This window comes from Bacillus pumilus, assembly GCF_009937765.1.
GTDB lineage: Bacteria > Bacillota > Bacilli > Bacillales > Bacillaceae > Bacillus > Bacillus pumilus_O.
Window position 1 is genome coordinate 2,920,150 of record NZ_CP047089.1, and the last position, 17,094, is coordinate 2,937,243.

The 17,094-nt window shown below is 39.1% G+C and carries 20 protein-coding genes, 1 pseudogene and 1 riboswitch; of the genes and pseudogenes, 5 read left to right on the plus strand and 16 right to left on the minus strand.

What is annotated here, in order from left to right; translation table 11 throughout:
• Positions 1–11: 11 nt before the first annotated feature.
• The 5 genes from GPS65_RS19315 to htpX all read right to left on the minus strand — a co-directional run bounded on the left by GPS65_RS19315 (position 12) and on the right by htpX (position 3,347).
• Positions 12–179 carry a hypothetical protein gene (locus GPS65_RS19315; RefSeq protein ID WP_162900847.1) on the minus strand — a complete coding sequence of 56 codons (168 nt, stop codon included), beginning with the start codon at positions 177–179 and terminating at the stop codon, positions 12–14.
• Positions 172–336 carry a hypothetical protein gene (locus tag GPS65_RS19320; protein WP_088004399.1) on the minus strand — a complete coding sequence of 55 codons (165 nt, stop codon included), beginning with the start codon at positions 334–336 and terminating at the stop codon, positions 172–174. The genes GPS65_RS19315 and GPS65_RS19320 overlap by 8 nt, the downstream gene beginning before the upstream one ends.
• 6 nt (positions 337–342) lie before the next feature.
• On the minus strand, positions 343–861 hold the full coding sequence (locus GPS65_RS14350) for a DUF421 domain-containing protein (protein WP_119124755.1): 519 nt from the start codon (positions 859–861) through the stop codon (positions 343–345).
• Positions 862–957: 96 nt separating this feature from the next.
• The gene (locus GPS65_RS14355) at positions 958–2,304 is read right to left on the minus strand and encodes a TrkH family potassium uptake protein (protein ID WP_012009725.1); all 1,347 of its coding nucleotides are present in this window, start codon (positions 2,302–2,304) and stop codon (positions 958–960) included.
• 143 nt (positions 2,305–2,447) lie between these two features.
• Entirely contained in the window at positions 2,448–3,347 is a 900-nt protein-coding gene (gene htpX, locus GPS65_RS14360) for a protease HtpX (protein ID WP_012009724.1), read from the minus strand.
• Between the two features lie 280 nt (positions 3,348–3,627).
• Here htpX and GPS65_RS14365 point away from each other — a divergent pair, with 280 nt between their 5' ends.
• Both GPS65_RS14365 and GPS65_RS14370 read left to right on the plus strand, forming a co-directional pair.
• Positions 3,628–4,341 (plus strand): DUF1836 domain-containing protein, encoded by a 714-nt coding sequence (locus GPS65_RS14365; protein WP_012009723.1) that lies wholly within the window; start codon positions 3,628–3,630, stop codon positions 4,339–4,341.
• A gap of 122 nt (positions 4,342–4,463) precedes the next feature.
• Entirely contained in the window at positions 4,464–4,658 is a 195-nt protein-coding gene (locus GPS65_RS14370; RefSeq protein ID WP_003211343.1) for an alpha/beta-type small acid-soluble spore protein, read from the plus strand.
• Positions 4,659–4,697: 39 nt separating this feature from the next.
• Here the strand turns inward: GPS65_RS14370 and GPS65_RS14375 are convergent, their stop codons facing one another.
• From GPS65_RS14375 to GPS65_RS14390, 4 genes are all read right to left on the minus strand, one after another.
• Entirely contained in the window at positions 4,698–5,882 is a 1,185-nt protein-coding gene (locus tag GPS65_RS14375) for an anti-sigma factor domain-containing protein (protein ID WP_144459668.1), read from the minus strand.
• Complete coding sequence (gene sigI, locus GPS65_RS14380) at positions 5,879–6,634, minus strand: RNA polymerase sigma factor SigI (RefSeq protein ID WP_012009721.1); 756 nt, start codon at positions 6,632–6,634, stop codon at positions 5,879–5,881. Before sigI ends, GPS65_RS14375 begins: the two co-directional genes overlap by 4 nt.
• 215 nt (positions 6,635–6,849) lie before the next feature.
• Entirely contained in the window at positions 6,850–7,641 is a 792-nt protein-coding gene (locus GPS65_RS14385) for a TerC family protein (protein ID WP_144459667.1), read from the minus strand.
• 32 nt (positions 7,642–7,673) lie between these two features.
• A riboswitch (yybP-ykoY riboswitch) is annotated at positions 7,674–7,845 on the minus strand.
• Between the two features lie 78 nt (positions 7,846–7,923).
• Positions 7,924–8,538 carry a DedA family protein gene (locus GPS65_RS14390; protein ID WP_012009719.1) on the minus strand — a complete coding sequence of 205 codons (615 nt, stop codon included), beginning with the start codon at positions 8,536–8,538 and terminating at the stop codon, positions 7,924–7,926.
• Positions 8,539–8,781: 243 nt separating this feature from the next.
• On the opposite strand from GPS65_RS14390, the gene GPS65_RS14395 reads away from it, so the two are divergent.
• Positions 8,782–11,205 (plus strand): bifunctional diguanylate cyclase/phosphodiesterase, encoded by a 2,424-nt coding sequence (locus GPS65_RS14395; RefSeq protein WP_119124753.1) that lies wholly within the window; start codon positions 8,782–8,784, stop codon positions 11,203–11,205.
• A 30-nt stretch (positions 11,206–11,235) separates the two neighbouring features.
• Here the strand turns inward: GPS65_RS14395 and GPS65_RS14400 are convergent, their stop codons facing one another.
• From GPS65_RS14400 to GPS65_RS19325, 3 genes are all read right to left on the minus strand, one after another.
• Positions 11,236–11,700 carry a MarR family winged helix-turn-helix transcriptional regulator gene (locus GPS65_RS14400; protein ID WP_088004396.1) on the minus strand — a complete coding sequence of 155 codons (465 nt, stop codon included), beginning with the start codon at positions 11,698–11,700 and terminating at the stop codon, positions 11,236–11,238.
• A 355-nt stretch (positions 11,701–12,055) separates the two neighbouring features.
• Positions 12,056–12,220 (minus strand): hypothetical protein, encoded by a 165-nt coding sequence (locus GPS65_RS14405; protein WP_012009717.1) that lies wholly within the window; start codon positions 12,218–12,220, stop codon positions 12,056–12,058.
• Between the two features lie 39 nt (positions 12,221–12,259).
• On the minus strand, positions 12,260–12,415 hold the full coding sequence (locus GPS65_RS19325; RefSeq protein ID WP_088004413.1) for a hypothetical protein: 156 nt from the start codon (positions 12,413–12,415) through the stop codon (positions 12,260–12,262).
• A 189-nt stretch (positions 12,416–12,604) separates the two neighbouring features.
• On the opposite strand from GPS65_RS19325, the gene GPS65_RS14410 reads away from it, so the two are divergent.
• On the plus strand, positions 12,605–12,934 hold the full coding sequence (locus tag GPS65_RS14410) for a MerR family transcriptional regulator (RefSeq protein WP_012009715.1): 330 nt from the start codon (positions 12,605–12,607) through the stop codon (positions 12,932–12,934).
• Positions 12,935–13,039: 105 nt separating this feature from the next.
• On the opposite strand, the pseudogene GPS65_RS14415 reads toward GPS65_RS14410, so the two are convergent.
• Together GPS65_RS14415 and GPS65_RS14420 are read right to left on the minus strand one after the other, a co-directional pair.
• Positions 13,040–13,437: pseudogene (locus GPS65_RS14415) on the minus strand (MepB family protein).
• 76 nt (positions 13,438–13,513) lie between these two features.
• The gene (locus GPS65_RS14420) at positions 13,514–13,885 is read right to left on the minus strand and encodes a cupin domain-containing protein (protein ID WP_012009714.1); all 372 of its coding nucleotides are present in this window, start codon (positions 13,883–13,885) and stop codon (positions 13,514–13,516) included.
• 214 nt (positions 13,886–14,099) lie between these two features.
• Between GPS65_RS14420 and GPS65_RS14425 the strand changes: the two genes are divergently transcribed.
• Positions 14,100–14,963 (plus strand): LysR family transcriptional regulator, encoded by an 864-nt coding sequence (locus tag GPS65_RS14425; protein ID WP_119124752.1) that lies wholly within the window; start codon positions 14,100–14,102, stop codon positions 14,961–14,963.
• 69 nt (positions 14,964–15,032) lie between these two features.
• Here the strand turns inward: GPS65_RS14425 and GPS65_RS14430 are convergent, their stop codons facing one another.
• Together GPS65_RS14430 and mgtE are read right to left on the minus strand one after the other, a co-directional pair.
• The gene (locus GPS65_RS14430) at positions 15,033–15,431 is read right to left on the minus strand and encodes a hypothetical protein (RefSeq protein ID WP_119124751.1); all 399 of its coding nucleotides are present in this window, start codon (positions 15,429–15,431) and stop codon (positions 15,033–15,035) included.
• A 101-nt stretch (positions 15,432–15,532) separates the two neighbouring features.
• Entirely contained in the window at positions 15,533–16,891 is a 1,359-nt protein-coding gene (gene mgtE, locus GPS65_RS14435) for a magnesium transporter (protein ID WP_119124750.1), read from the minus strand.
• Between the last annotated feature and the right edge of the window lie 203 nt (positions 16,892–17,094).

Genomic DNA, 17,094 nt, shown 5'->3' on the forward strand with positions numbered 1-17,094 from the left:
GATCGTTTTTTCTATTTTTTGTGACATTCATCATCTTTCTTAGGTTTTACAAGCGTATCAATCCATTTGCTGCTGTTGATATCTCCAAGCTCACTGCCAAATTCCTCTTCTAAGATATCTGGGTCCATCGGCTTTTTATGGTCTTTCATGTCCTTGCTTTTTACATGCTTCTTAGTCATGAGATCCTCCCCCTTGTTTCCCTTTATGAGAATTTCGGTTTGCCTGACGGTCTCTTGATTGTTCATCAAATTGTGTTTGTCCTTGATCATGTGCCATGCTCTCTGTCGGTGTCATATTATTTGTCAGTGCTTCATTTTTCGCTGCTTTTCTTTTCATCTGAAATCAGTCCTTTTTTAACATATTTAGTTCTTCTCTTAATTGGTCTAGAAATTCCGTCATTTGTTTGACCGTCACCGGCTTTTCCTCTGGCTTTAACTCATAGCCGATTTGTCCATTGGCTTCTAGGGTGGCTTTTTTGAGACTGCTGATCTCTGTAATACCTTGCTGCTTTAGGCGCATTTTAAATTGATCTCTTGTAAGCCTCGTTTTCTTCAACTTGTGATCAAGCATTTCTCCGTCTTGTAGAATCACCACCGATTTCCCTGAAACTAATTTTTCAAAGAAATCAGATTGAATCGACAGCTTCTCCATGATGACAAGCGCCACAATAAAGGTAGCGGCTGCATAAATCGTTTCAAGTAAATTATGCTCAATAAAGGGTTGGATAATAATCGATCCGATTGAAATCATGATCACTGTTTGTTGAACAGTTAATTGACTAATGGATTTGGGCCCTGCTATTCTCAGCAGCAAGGTACCAACTAGCAGCATGACAATCGCTTTCCATATTACATCCAGCACGTCTCGTTCACCTCTTACCTATAGATTGCGAACATCGTATGTGATTTAGCCAGTTAGATAATGGAAATAAAAAAACAGCATTCGCTCGGAATGCTGTTAGCCGATGATGACACGCTCTTTCGGATAATGATAATTCGCTTCGCTTTCTCTTCGGCCAATTAAATATAAAAAGCTTGGAATGCCGATACGTCCAATAAACATGACCATCATAATGATACACTTACCAAAAACAGAGAGCTCAGAGGTAATCCCTAATGATAGACCTGTTGTTCCGAAAGCAGAACAGACTTCAAATAAATTTTGAAGAAGCGTATTATGTTCGGATAAGGTTAATAAGAATGTAGCACCAAACACCAATATAAAGGCCATCATCGTCACCATCAGAGATTTGTTAATATCTGCTTGATGCAGCTCTCTTTTGAAAATTTTAATGGACTTATTTCCCCGGGCAAAATGAAACAATGCGAGTAAATTAAGGGCAAACGTGGTTGTCCGAATTCCGCCCCCGACAGAGCTTGGAGAAGCCCCGATAAACATGAGTAGACATAAAAATAACAGCGTCGGTTCTGTCAATTGAGTAATATCTAATGTGGAAAGTCCCCCACTTCTTGTAGCTGTCGATTGAAACAATGAATAAAATAACACTTCGTGCCAGCTCTTTCCTAAAAACGTAAACCGTGCTTCAAGAGCATAAATCCCAATAGCGCCAACAATGACTAAGCTGCCAAACGTAATCGTTGTGATTTTTGTAAACAACGAGAACGATGCATGCTTTCGGTCCTGATTAAATAAGTAATCCTTTACTTCCACGAGCACAGGAAAGCCAATCGCGCCAAAGATGATCAGCAGCATCGTAATAAATTGGACGAAATAATCATCTTTGTATGGGATGAGCGAGTTCCCTGTAATATCGAAGCCACCATTGGTGGTCGCACTTATACTTGAGAAGAAGCCATGTAAGAATGCTGTCTGTACATCGTAATATTTGAGAAAATACATACTTAAGATCAGACCGCCTACAAACTCAATAAGCAAAATTAAATATAAAACCTGCTTCATTAATTTCACAATTCCTGATAAATTGCTCTGGTTTTGATCTGCCATAATGAGCTTTCTTTCTTTAATACCGATTCTTTTTCGCATGACAATCCACACAAAGGTACCGAGCGTCATAATGCCGATACCCCCGATTTGAAGGACAAACGCAAGGATCCACATACCTGCCACACTAAATGTTTGCGAAGTATCAACCACAGTAAGTCCTGTGACACTCACAGCACTCACCGCCGTAAATAATGCATCGATAAATGTCCACTTCACCCCATCTTGATGAGCGACTGGCAAACTGAGAAGAATAAGTGAGACGGTTACAGCGAGAAAATAATAAAGGGCAATCAGCTGGAAAGCCGATAGCCGGTCAATTAGCTTTTTAATTGGGTTCATTGTCATTCCTTCTTTTAACTTTCATTTTTCAATACTTATCATTTTAATGAAAAGAGACATGATTTTAAAGATATTTTATGCTTTATTTACTTTTTCATCAAAAAAGAAAAGACATCCTGTAACAGAATGTCTTTTCGTCTCTCTTATTTTGCTTCTAGTCTTCTAATTCTTTCGTTTAAATCAGGGTGTGTTGAGAAAAGAGAAGCTTTTCGTTTACCACTAATTTTAAGCGTAGCAACTGCTGTTTGATCATCATCTTTAATTCGTGACGTATACGCCTCAAGCGAGCGAAGTGCATGAACCATCTTATCTTTACCCGCAAGGTCAGCTCCCCCGCGGTCTGCATGGAATTCACGATGTCTAGAATATGCAAACACGACAAGGCTTCCTAGAACAGAGAAAATGATTTGGAAAACAATCACTGCAATAAAATGAACAATCGGCACAAGCTCTTCACGCGAAACAAAGCGACTTGCGATCCATGCCGCAATTCTTGAAAGGAAGACAACGAACGTGTTGACGATCCCTTGAAGCAGCGTCATTGTCACCATGTCTCCGTTCGCAACGTGAGCAACTTCGTGAGCGATGACACCTTCAACTGCTGCATCATCCATTTCATGAAGCAATCCAGTGGAAACCGCAACAAGTGATCTTCTCTTAGAAGGACCTGTCGCAAAAGCATTTACTTCAGATGATTGATAAATACCAACCTCAGGCATTTTAGAAAGACCTGCTGCTCTTGATAGTCTGTGCACACGGTCGACAAGCTGCTGCTCATCATATGTTAAGGAATCCTTTTCAGGGTTCAACACACGTACACCCATCATCATTTTTGCCATCCAGCGAGACATCGCAAGTGACATGAACGAGCCAACAAAACCGACAACTGCACTGAATACTAACAGTGCCACCATACTAATTCTACCGTCTGCTCCTATATAAGAACCAACACCAGTTGCTGCACTAATAACCGATAGTACAATACCAATCGTAGTGATAACAAGAATGTTCGTTAATATAAACAGAAATATTCTTTTACCCATACATAACCTCCGCTGTCATATTAAGTTCATTTGAACTTATTAATAAAATTATAAAAATAAACGTCTCAAATTGCAAGGAAAAAGGAATCATTTCCTCTATTTATCATAACGGCTTAAGCCCCGTCACTTCAATATTTATGACATATACCACAGCTAAAAAGTGAATAAATTGTGACGTCACTTTGTGGATTTTAGTTTATTTTGCATTTTTACCAAAAAGAGATTATGATGTTGAATTAGATCAATGATGACGTTTTTGACATACAAACGAGGTGGAACAATGGGTGCTTTTAAATTAACGAGAATTGACATGACAAGTCTTCTTTATTCTCTAAAAGGAGAGGGAGATCTAACTCCGCTTCAGCTATTAAATTTATCTGTAAAAAAAGACAAACATCACGAACTTGACGAGCTCATCATCCCTTCTTTTTTTGAGAGGCTTGAACGACGGAAACAAAAATCAGAGCATGGACTCTCCACAAATGAAATTGTAGAATTAGGAAATCTTTGCGAACTGACTTCTCTTAAATCGACAGCGATTCAAAACTGGATCAAGCGTGATATTAAAGATATGATTGGCCACCCTGAGCTTGGAAAGAAGTACTCAATTGATCAGGTCGTTATTTTATTAATTGTGAGAGATTTAAAATCAGTTTTTGACTTTGATGCCATCCGCACCATCTTATCTGCCTTATTTAACACGATTACGGATCGAACTGATGATATTATTAGTCCATTGCGTTTTTATGAAGCATATGCGCATGTCCTTGATTTTATTTATCATCACACGCCTTTTCCGTTAAAAGAAACAAACTTACGGGAAATCACAGAGGTTCAGACAGATAAGCTACGTGAAGAATTTGCTGAATTATCGCAGCACCAATGGCGTTTGATCAAAGGTATTATCAGTTCAACCGTTTTTTCTGTCTTTACTTCACACTTGCAAAGTACAGCACAAGAAATGATGTTTCATACACTACAGCATCAGGATTAAAAGAACCGAGGTGAATCATCACCTCGGTTTTTTGTACAGCAATTGCCAGCATAATTGCATGCCGTTTTCTTCAAAATAAGAAGGCGCAACAAACATTATGAGGTGAAAGGAGGAATACGGACATGGCAAATCGAAATCAGCTTCTTGTTCCTGGAGTAGAACAAGCATTAGATCAATTTAAATACGAGATCGCTCAAGAATTTGGCGTGACTCTCGGTTCAGATACAGTCGCACGTGCAAACGGTTCTGTTGGCGGTGAAATTACTAAAAGACTCGTTCAACAGGCTCAATCACAAATGGGTAATCAATCTAAATAAAAGCATGGTGAAATACGCCGGAGTGATTCTGGCGTTTTTTTATTGTTCATATGTGTGCTCATACCAGTTCTCACGATACGGGGACGGTGCACCTTTTCCTTGCTTCTTCATATGTTCTTTTTTTCGTTCAGAGGACGGCTGCTTTTGATCCCTGTCGTTTTTTTTTGCGTGCTTTTCAGCGCCACCACGCGATGTGCCGTTTGGATTCCTTTTGTCATCAGGTTCCGTCGAGTGATTTTTTTTTTGTTCTTTATCGATAGAACGATCCTTTTCCTCTTTTATTTGATTGTCTTTGCTTTTATCATCAGGTTTTGTTTGATGAGGCTTTTCAATAGATCCTTGCTCTTCCCTCTTTTGGTCCTTTTGCTCTTTGTCTTCAGCTTCAGGAGCCTCTTGATCTGGCTTCATCTCTTCGCTATCGCCTGACTTGATGTCTTCTTGTTTGTCTTGATCTGCTTGGTCTTCATCATCTTTTTTAGGCTCTTCTTCTTTGACAGCATCACTCTCTGCTGCGTCTTCATCCTTTTGAATGTCTTCTTGTTCTTTGTCTTGCATTTCTTGATTTCTAATATATGTGCCTGTTGAAATGCCTGCCTTTTGAGCTTTTTCTCTTGTTTCCAGGTCACTTTCTACAGTTTCTAGCTTGTAATCGCGCTTTTGATATTCACCAGAAATGGTGTTAATTTTACTTTTGACGTTGGTTTTATATGTATGGTCCTGCTTGTTTTCATAAACCGTTGAAATATAAATACTCTTAGAGTGGTTCACGTAACCTTTTTTATCACAGTCATCTATGATTTCCTGCACAACTTTGGTCATGTCGTTTTTTTCCAAATCCTTCATACTGGCCAGTACTTGTTTCGCATCTTTATTCAGTGGTGTGACACCAATCACTTGGTAATTGTGATCAAGCTTCAGTTCAAAGCTTGGATTAATGTCAATTGTCATATATGCATATGCTTTTTGACTTGAGAAAGATGGCATCATAGTAAAAATCACGACAATAATCGCTGCGATTGATAGGATTCCTGCATTTAAAGGACGTAAACGAAGCAAGTCAAAAAAACCGGCTTTTTTTCTTTCGAGACGTGATTCATTCGGAAATGTCACTTCTTGACCGATTTCATAATCTTGCTGTTCATATTTTGTCCGCAGAAATTGTCCATCAGGGGTCAGCAGCGTGACATATTTTTTGTTTTTTTCTACTATAATGCCTCTTCTCATGAATTAAGCACCCCTTTAAGGTAATCTTTCAAATACACATAATCACCCGTCATAATGATCGCCATCGCAATGATATATTTTCTATTTCTCTCAATCGTTTTGCGGCTGACTTCCACTAGTTTTTCAAGCTGTTTGACAGGTAATTGTTTTTTCTGAAATAAAATGGTTCGGAGCTCATCGTGTTCAACGAGTGTGTGAGCTACTTTAATGGCATTTTGCCTGGCATCTGCATGCTTTGGTGAATGTTCAAGCAGCTCTTGAAACGTGAGACCGTATACTTTTAATCTTTCTTTAAAATGTTCAATTTCTTCTCTTCTATGTTCTTGTTCAATTAAACGTCTATATTCATTTGTAGACAGCTCTGCTTCAATCATGCTTTGAGAATACTCGCCATTTTCACTTTCTTGCAGGTCCATTTGAACCGTTGGCGCATTTCTCGCTTCTTTTCGAATATAGTCGATCACTTTTCTTTTAATAATTAATTCTGCGAAGGCAAGGAGTGAGTTTCCTTTTTCGGCAGAGTATTTTTCTATCGCTTCATTAAAGGCAATTAAGCCAATGCTGAATTCATCATCTTTTTCATCTATATATCGTTTACAAACGGATGAAACCGTCTTAGCGACAAATGGTTTGTATTGCTCTATTAATGCATTTTGCAGCTCGGTATCACCTTGTTGGATACTGATAGCCGACTGCTCTAATGTTTGCTTTTTCTTTCCTTTTTTAAACAAAAGGCTAAGCAATGGTTTCACCTCAGTTCTCCCTATATTACTCATTTATGATAGCTAATTTATGAGGGAAGCGCAAAGGAAGAAATGAGGAATTCATTTCCTGTTACTCAATTATGACATGTATATCATCATCTACTTTACAATGTTTCGTCTAAAAGCAAAGAAATAAGGGGGTATCTCCCCCTTATTTGTAATATACGTGTTATGAAAATGAAATGATATTTCTTTCAAAAAACCTACTCTTCTAGGCGTTTCTCTTGTTTTTCCTTGATTTGTTGCCCGCCTTTTCTTGATGGGCTTGATAAAAACCAGCCAAATGCTGCAATTGCGAGAAGCACTGTCCAGAAAATCACTTTCCATAATGTTGAATGAATAAAGTGAGAGGACACGATACCAATGGCTGGATGTGACAGTGTATAAAGCGTGAGCTTCACACCAACCCACCCGACAATGACAAAAGCAGCTGTTTCTAGGCTCGGTCTTGTTTTGAGCAATTTCACAAAGACCGTCGCTGCAAATCTCATGATGATCAAACCGATGATACCACCTAAAAGAATGACAATAAATTGACCACCATCAAGTCCACCGATTTGCGGAAGACTTGTTTTTGGCAGTGTTACGGCTAATGCGACGGCCGCTAAGATGGAATCGACAGCAAAAGCGATGTCAGCAAGCTCGACTTTTACAACTGTTGCCCAGAATCCGCTTTGCTTCATGTTAGTGTCTGATTCCTTTTTCTTAAATACGTGCGATTTTAAAATATGGTGAATGGAAATATAAAGAAGATAAATTGCGCCAATGGCTTGAACTTGCCACACATCCACTAAAAACGAAATAAGAAATAGAGAACCAAATCGCATGACAAATGCACCCGCAAGCCCGTAAAACAGTGCCTTTTTTCTTTGCTTTTCAGGAAGGTGTTTCACCATCACAGCCATGACAAGCGCATTATCAGCGGCTAAAATTCCTTCTAATCCAATCAGTACGAGAAGAACCCACCCGTACTCTAAAATAATTGCTGCATCCATCATCATTCCTCCTTGTTTTTTATCTATTGTCCCACAACAGACAAAGGCTTATGAATGCAAAAAAGACCTTTGCCTGTAATGGCAAAGGTCTTGCTAGACATGTGATATGTAGAATCATGCCAACAAAGCCGATGGAACTTAAGTCCATGTAATGACGACTTTGTTTCCGGTAAAAACCGGACGCTACTCCCCTTTGGTGGGATTTAAGAATATTTAGATTACTTATATTTTAATCAATACACACTGTATTGTCAACAGGTGACTTTCACCCTGGCCCAACGATTAGGCAGTTGGTGTTTCTGCTTTTCTTTTTCTACGTTTCAACCATATATACATCGCGAAAAGCAACACAATCCCGATTCCAATCGGCAGGAGATATGGATCTAACATTGCGCCAACCTCTTTCCAGTTCTCCCCAAGCACAAATCCAAGATACACATACACAAATGTAATAGGTGTAATCGCTAAAAACGTGTACAGGCAAAATACCCACACATTCATTTTGGCAATACCGCACGGGATGGAAATAAGCGTTCTAACCCCTGGAATAAACCGGCCACTAAATGCGACGAACCCACCATGCTTTTCAAAAAAGGCATCCGATTTATCAAGCGACTCCGGTTTCACAAAAAAGTACTTTCCATATTTATTTAAAAAGGGTCTGCCGCCATAACGTCCTAACCAGTACAAAGTCAAAGGACCAGCCACGCCGCCAATAGAGCCAGCTGCTACAACACCGATGAAGGCCATGTCCCCTTTGGAGACCCAGTAACCCGCAAGAGGCAGAACCACTTCAGCAGGAACAAATTCAATACATAATGCAAGAAAGATGCCAAAGTACGACAAGTTCTTAAAGGCATCAGCTAAAGAAATAATAAAATCTTCGATGTTTATCAATCCCTTTCACACATAATCGTTTAACTGATTCTCTCTCTTTTAGAATCGCACATATATTAAACGAATAAAACAGAAAAAACGATTCACTTTTCGTCGTTTTTTTACATTAAATTTGATTTTACTATAAAAACAGGTGAAAAAACGATGATTATGGTATTTAAGTGAAGGAAAAGTGAACACAGAAGCCATTCAATCCGATATATTAAGTATACGTCTGTTTTAAGATACTGGAGGTTTTCTTACATGACCCATTTAACAGGAAGCTACAATGGATGGCTTGTCTTTCTGTCAATCGTACTCGCCGCTCTCGCCTCCTACTCAGCTCTTCAATTAGCCAGCCGAGTGGCACAGTCAAGCGGTGCGAAGAAAAAGGTATGGCTGATCGTTGGTGCCTTGATCATGGGAATGGGGATATGGTCGATGCATTTTATTGGCATGATGGCATTTCACGTGCGTGCTGGCATCACATATGAAACACCCTTGCTCATTTTATCGATTTTGGCATCTTTTGTCGGATCCTTGATCGCATTCACAATATGCATTCAAGAACAGCTCTCCACAAGACGGCTGCTCATTAGTTCAATCACCATGGGCTCAGCTATTTGCAGCATGCATTACCTTGGAATGGAATCAATGGCCAATGTCTCCATCAGCTATGATCCAGTCCTCTTTTTTCTTTCGTTTTTCATTGCTACGATAGCGTCTTTCTTTTCGCTTCATCTCTTTTTTCGGCTCCATCGATCCGGAAAAAAACAGGAGGATCATCTGTTAAAAATAGTTGGTGCACTTGTGATGGGCGGGGCTGTTGCTGGGATGCATTATACCGGTATGGCTGCTTCTACTATGTTTTTTCATTCAGATGGTCAGTCTTCCGGGGGTGGTTCTCTTGAATTATCACCATTCAGTCTGTCGATTTTCATCGGTTTAATGACACTGATTGTCCAGACACTGATGATTTTTGGTGCCTATATCGATCACCGAATCATGAAGCAGGCAGATAAGCTCAAGGAAAATGAACAGCGATTTCAATCACTCATCAAACATAATATCGATGGCATTATCGTGTTATCGGTCAATCGAAAGGTGCTTTCTGCAAACGACTCAGGTAAACAAATTTTAAAAATGTGCAATTCTTGGATTGGTGACGATGTCAGCCAATACGTCATGCCGACTGACATGTGGGAAGAATTTATTTATGAGTCAAAGAAAGCCATCACACGTGAAGCAGAACTAAAAGCAGCAGATCGCTTTTATTATTATCATGTCACTTACATACCTGTTCATGTCAACAATTCGCTTGACAGTATTTATCTTGTCTTAAAAGATTTAACGCAGCAGCGGATTGCAGAAAAAGAAATTCATGTCATGGCACATTATGATGCGTTAACTGAGCTTCCTAATCGGCGCCATGCCATCAACCATTTAAATGATGTTCTCTCCGCTCAAGAAGAGACGGGTACATCGACGGCTGTTCTTTTTCTTGATTTGAATCGTTTTAAAATTATTAATGATGCACTTGGTCATAACATAGGGGACTTACTTCTTAAAGCAGCTGCGAACAGACTGACGCAATGTTTACCAGACAACGGCTTTATAGCAAGACTAGGTGGGGATGAATTTTTAATGATCTTCCCTGATATGGGGCATGACACACAGAAAATTGAACAGCTTTCTCAAAATATCATTCGTCAATTTGAGCGTCCTTTTTTCATTCAGAATCATCAGCTCATTACATCTATCAGCATTGGAATTGCTATTTCACCTCAGAATGGGAAAGATGGGATGGAATTAATGAGGAAAGCCGATATGGCGATGTATTTATCTAAAAAACATAAACAAAGTCGTTATGAGTTTTTCACCGAATCAATGGAAAGATCAAGTGAAGACAGGTTGAACCGAGAGCTTGAGTTACGGGATGCCATTCAAAGAGAACAGTTCGTGCTTCATTACCAGCCTCAAGTGAGTGCGAAAACAAGAGAGATGACTGGCGTAGAAGCTCTTCTAAGAATGAAAGCACCAGATGGTTCGTTAAAATCACCTGAGGCTTTTATTGAGCTGGCAGAGGAATCAGGACTGATCATTGATATTGGCAGATGGGTCATTGATACCGCATGCAGGCAGGCTAAAACGTGGTATGATACTGGTCTGAAAATTCCTGTGGCTGTTAATTTATCTGCGAAACAATTTAATTCTGAAGACTTAATTGATTTGATTAAGCTAACACTGAAAAAATACGATCTGACACCGTCACTACTCGAGCTTGAAGTCACAGAAAGTATGACAATGGACAATATCAAGCAATCAAAACAAGTGCTGACGTCACTGAAACATCTAGGCGTTCGCATTAGTATTGATGACTTCGGTACAGGTCATAGCTCCTTAAGCTATTTAAAGGATTTACCCATTCATCGACTAAAAATCGACAAATCCTTCATTGAAGATATTTTAAATGATTCAAAATCTGAACAAATTACAGGTGCTATTATCGCGATGGGACATCAACTATCTCTTGAAGTCATAGCAGAAGGTGTTGAAACCTTTGCACAAGCGCAGCTTTTATCTGCACAAGGATGCGACGACCTGCAAGGCTTTTATTATGCAAAGCCACTTCCAGCAAGCGATATCGAAAAATTCATTGCCTATCCAGCGCATCAGCTGGACACATAAAAAAGGTGCCAATCATGGCACCTTTTCGTTCTATCTAAATAATAAATGTTGACTGTGAATACCTGCTTTTTTCAATAGACTAATCAATTGTTCTTGTTCTTCTCGCGAGAGGCCAGAAAAAGCACGCGCAATCCGGAGAGAATGAATCGGGTAAATTTTATCAAGATAACTGCGCCCTTTATCTGTTAAATGGGCATAAACCGACCGTTTATCCTTTGGGTCCTGCTCTCTTTCAATGAAACCATTTCGTTCTAATTTGTCAATTACGTACGTCACATTCCCGCTCACAAGCAGGAGTCTTGAGCCGATTTGCTGAAGTTTTTGAGCACCTCTCGTATACAGCAGTTCAAGAACCGCAAATTCAGTTGGATTAAATCCATGCTCTTTGCTGTCTCTAATACTGTGTTCTGAAACGCTTTTAAATGCTCTTGCAAATACTTTGTAAAGTGTCATTGAACGTTCTACTTCTTCTTCATTAAACGATAGTCTCATCACATATCTACCTCTTATAATATTTTTTTAACTTCAAGGCTTTCTTGCGGTGCAGTTGGAGCCTTTCGTAAAAAATAGAAGTACGTTTTTGAAAACCCTTTCAACCACATAAGTGACTCCATTCGTGTTATGTATAAGATTTCGATATAAACTTTTAAAATCCTTCTTATTTTTCATAACCATCTCGAAAAAAAGGTTTTTTAGCAAACCATCAAGATCCGACATGGTTTAACATAATCTGTAAAGACTCTATGTTTTCTTACACTGCATTCGTCAAATTTCTACAAAATTCAATATTGCTATAATATTAAACAAAAAAAGAATCCCTAATGTGACTTGCGCACATTTCAAGGGATTTTCACAATTCACGCTCTGTTTTGTTGAAAAAGAAGTGATACTCTTTTTTTAAGTCACTAATTGTCATGTTTTTTGCCGTATTTGGACTGTACACGCCCAATGAACAGAGCTGTTTCGTATAATAATGTCTTTCCTTTGCTAAAGCTTCTGTTAAGATACGCCTCACCGATTATCCCCTCCTATCAATATAATATGGACTAGGTGCTTATGAAGACCTTTTATACAAATCGTTTTGTACGGCTCTTAGAAGAGCATGTGCATTCTGACCTGCCGCCTGCATGAATCGCTCCAGTAATTCATCCCTTTTTATATCTAATGCGATGATTTCTTTTGCCATACAGATGATCTGCGTTTGCTCCATCATATGCTCCTCCTCCTATTTCAACTCATCATCATTATATGCATGCGCAACACTCTTTTCACATCTGTTGTCAACTTTCCTTCCATTGTTTTTCATTTCCATGTTTTTGTGTTATATTTTCTAACAAACAATGATTTTTTTCGTTGCTATTCTGTATAATATGAAGAAAAGACTTGCAGGGGTGAGTATATGACGCAGGAAGACGTATCTTATAAAGATAAAAAAGTCATTTCAATCGGGATTGTCAGTGAATTAACAGGGCTATCTGTCAGGCAAATCCGATATTATGAGGAACGCAGACTCATCTACCCCCAGCGCTCAACAAGAGGCACGCGTAAATATTCTTTTTCTGATGTAGAACGATTAATGGATATCGCCAACAAACGAGAAGACGGTGTGCAAACAGCGGAGATTTTGAAAGACATGAAGAAAAAAGAACAGGCCTTAAAAAGCGGACAATATAAGAAAAAGATGCTGGAAGGTCAAATTAACGCACACTTCCGGTACAAAAATCGATAAACAAATAAAATATCGCTGACTCTTTTAGGCTTTGTTTGTAGTTGGTTTTGATCATGGTTTCATAAAAAAGAGACAGCTTTTTTGCTGTCTCCGTTCCATTTACGACTAAGAGCTATTTTCGTTAGAGTATCGCTTTAATAGCTCTTGTACTGGCAAACTATTTGTATTGCTCATGCCAACAAAATATTCTAATTGCCATTTCTGCGTTTCGATAGCTTGTTTGCTAGCAGGCTTATCTGAATTGACCAAAATCACTTTCATGAGTAAAGGTATTGATCACCATTTTTATTTTCCTCATCCTTTTCCCAAAAAGCAACAAACTGTCCTATCTTAGTAGGCGTTATTTTTGCCACTCTAAAACGAATCGGCTTTGAGTTTAGCTGAAACACACCAGCTCCATATTCCGAATTTTGGACTTCTTCTCGGACAGCTTTCAAAGACATACGATTAGGTTCATAAAACATTTTATTTACATACGTTAACGCGTTATAAAATTCATTCACTGCTTTATCCCCTTATTTATTGCTCATTTCCACACTCTATCACATAGCGTTTAAGTATATGGTTAAGTGCAGCGATCTAGCGTTCATCCATTCGTTCAGGAAGCGAAACAGTTCGTTCATTGACCACATTCCCCGTGTTTAGCGTCGTTTTTGGTTCAATTAAGAGCAAATGAACTTCTTCTTCAGCAACTGGCTGATGTTCAATTCCTTTTGGAATCACAAGAAATTCTCCTTCATGAAGCGCTATTTCTCTATCCCTAAAACGGATGACTAGATTGCCTTTCCATACAAAGAACATTTCATCCTCATCATCATGGTGATGCCAAATGAATTCACCCTTAATTTTTACCATTTTCATGTATGAGTCATTCAATTCTCCACTTATTCTAGGGTTCCAATAATCATTTATTTGCGAAAATTTCTCTTGGATATTCACCTTTGAAATCAATAGATTCCCTCCTCATTTACTTGGAAACGTCTTTTTTATGTTTTCTAAGCTAAAACTCCCTACCTTATAAATTCTCCTCCTCCTCATCAGACACCAAGGGGCACATGTGCATCAACCTCTTGTATGATTAAGTTTACTTATTCTATTGGATCACGTAAAATCAAAAAATAGGGTATCATTCATCACAATTAGTGATGCAAAAAGGAGCATTATTTTGGATATTACATCTTTGGAAATATTTAAAGCAGTAGCTATTGAACAAAGCATTACAAAAGCTGCTGAGAAATTAAATTATGTGCAGTCCAATGTCTCTGCACGAATCCAGCGTCTTGAACAAGAATTAGGTGTTCCTCTTTTCTATCGATATCACAAAAAGATATCCTTAACGCCAGCAGGACGAGAACTGTTGCCATATGCAAACAAATTACTCTACGATTTTGAAGAAGCGATAGAGGCAGTAAAGCTTTCCTCTTCTCCACGAGGAACTTTGCATATTGGATCTATAGAATTTACTGCTTCGACAAGATTGCCCAGCATTTTCGCGGCATATCATAAGACATTTCCACAAGTAGAATTGAGCATGTATATGGCACCTACTGTAGATCAGGTCGATGCTATTCTCAACTACAAGGTAGACGGTGCACTAGTTGATGGGCCCATTCTTCATCCCGACATTATTGAATATCCTGTATTGGAAGAATCACTTGTTCTCATTACAAGCTACTCCCAGGAGGAATTCCATGTAGAATCAATTTTACATGAACCTTTGCTATCGTCATTTGCTCATTGCATCTATTTGGGGCGTTGGCAGCGATGGTTAGAGAGCAAAGGCTTTGCTCCGATGAAGGTAATGGAATATGGCTCTTTAGAGGGCGTGCTTAAATGCGTTGAGAATGGCTTAGGGGTTACCGTATTACCAAAATCTATGGTTGAATCTCGGATGCAAGGAAGATTTACCTGTCATCCATTACCGGAACCATATAGAATAGTGCCCACTGTGTTTATAAGACGCAGCGATTCTTACATGACCAGTGCCCTCTCACATTTTATGGAATTCATAGGCATAACTCATATGTGATCAGTCATTTGAAATAAAAAAGAGGATAGATAGAGCGAAATTCTTTCAACTCTTCTATCCTTTTAGCTTTCATTGAGAGGAAGCTTCAGATCCTTCAACGAGCCCTACAAAGTCAATCCGTACACCGCCTTTTTCAGGATCTTCTATGACCCGCATGGCCAGTGCTTTTTTCTTTCCTGTTTTTTCATCTTCGTAATTCGCATGAAAGACATGAATGCTGGCTTCTTCCAATTGAAAATCATCATAAGAAAGCGTCTCTATACCCCATTCTTTTTTCATTTTCAGCATGTCATTTGGGCTTGGGACAGCGCCTTCAACATAGATATTTTCTATTTTTTGTTTATTTCCTTCGGCAATAGCTTTAATCATCTGCTCTGCTGCCACTAGTCTTCTGTCTTTCCCCTCGTCTTCTCTTGAACATGCACCTAGCAAAACAATGCACATGAAAATGAATAAAATCTTCTTCATTGTTCTCTCCCACCTTCACCTTAAAATGTAAAGGATGGAAGCGCTATATGCAATCTTTATTCAAAAAAGACTGTAAAACGTCACGTTTTACAGTCTTCTTGCTACATCAGTGTATGAAGGAATGCTGTAGCAATTCCAAAATAGATCAGTAAGGATAAAATATCATTCAATGTAGTGATCAGTGGCCCAGATGCAATGGCCGGGTCCACATTTAATCTGTGTAAAATAATCGGCACGACCGTACCTGCCATTGTCCCAATAATCAGTGTTGCAAGCAGCGAGGAACCGACAACAAAACCTAAAATCATATTGCCTTGCCACACCATTGCGACGACTGTAATAATAATGGAACAAACAATCCCAATGTAAATACTTGCTCTCAACTCTCTAAAAATAAGGCGCACAATGGTTTTTTTTGTTAATTCTTCTTTTGAGAGCCCTCGAATGACAACAGCAAGAGACTGTGTCCCTGTATTCCCTGTCATACCAGCAATCATCGGCATGAAGAATGCTAAAGCTACAACTTGCTGAAGGGTATCTTCAAAATAATTTAAAATACTGCCTGAAATCAGCCCGATGAACAAGAGCAAAATGAGCCAAGGAAGACGGCGATATGCCGCCACAAATGCCGGTGTGTCGAACGTGATATCTTTACCAGAGGCAGCAAACTTTTCATAGTCTTCGCCTGCCTCTTGAATGACAACATCAATGATATCATCGACTGTCACAATTCCGACTAGGACATTGTTTTCTTCCACAACAGGAATCGCAAGAAAATCATATCGTTCAATCAGTTTTGCGATTTCCTCCTGATCTTGAAAGGCTCCAACGGCAATGACTCTTGTAAACATAAGATCCTGTACTTTTTCATCCGGTTCACCTAAAATGAGATCCCGGTATGAGAGCACGCCTACGAGTTGTTTTTGATCATTAATCACATATAAATAGTTGATTGATTCTGCAATTTCAGCAAAGCTTTTCAGCTTCACAACTGCATCCTGTACTGTATAATGCTGAGGTATCCAAACATAACGGTTGGTCATGATCCGTCCCGCTGTCTCAGCAGGGTAATTCATAAGAAGCTGGACGGCTTTGGATTCCTCTGCTTCCATGTTAGATAAAAGCTGATCCTTTAGCTCATCCTCCATCTCATCAAACAAGTTGGCTAGATCATCGTTATCCATTTTGTTTGTGACGAAGGTCGCTTTGTCTTTCCCTACTTTTTCAAGGACGATTTCTTGATATTCCCGCTCCAACTCACCCATCATTTCTGTCACGTCATCGACTGGTAAAAAGCTGAGGAAGCGGCTGCGGTGTTTCTCTGGAAGCTCTTTAAATAAGTAGGCCATATCATATGGCTGAAGTTCTTCCATGATGTTTTTAAATTCTTTTCGTTTTCCATCTCTTAATAAAATAATGATGCGTAAAATGAGTTCATCGTACGTTATATTTTGTATCATCGCTGTTACCTCCCCAAAGTCAGGAGATACCCGAATCCCTTAGAATGTGCGGGGGTCAGGATCTCCTCTATCTGATGTCTCGATCTGATCTTTTGACATATTCTCTATGTGTCTCGAATCGGGATGATCCATCCCCACACCTCCTTTTCCCATAAAAAAACACCTTCAACCGAATGAAGGCGCTTTGTAAGCATGACAAATAA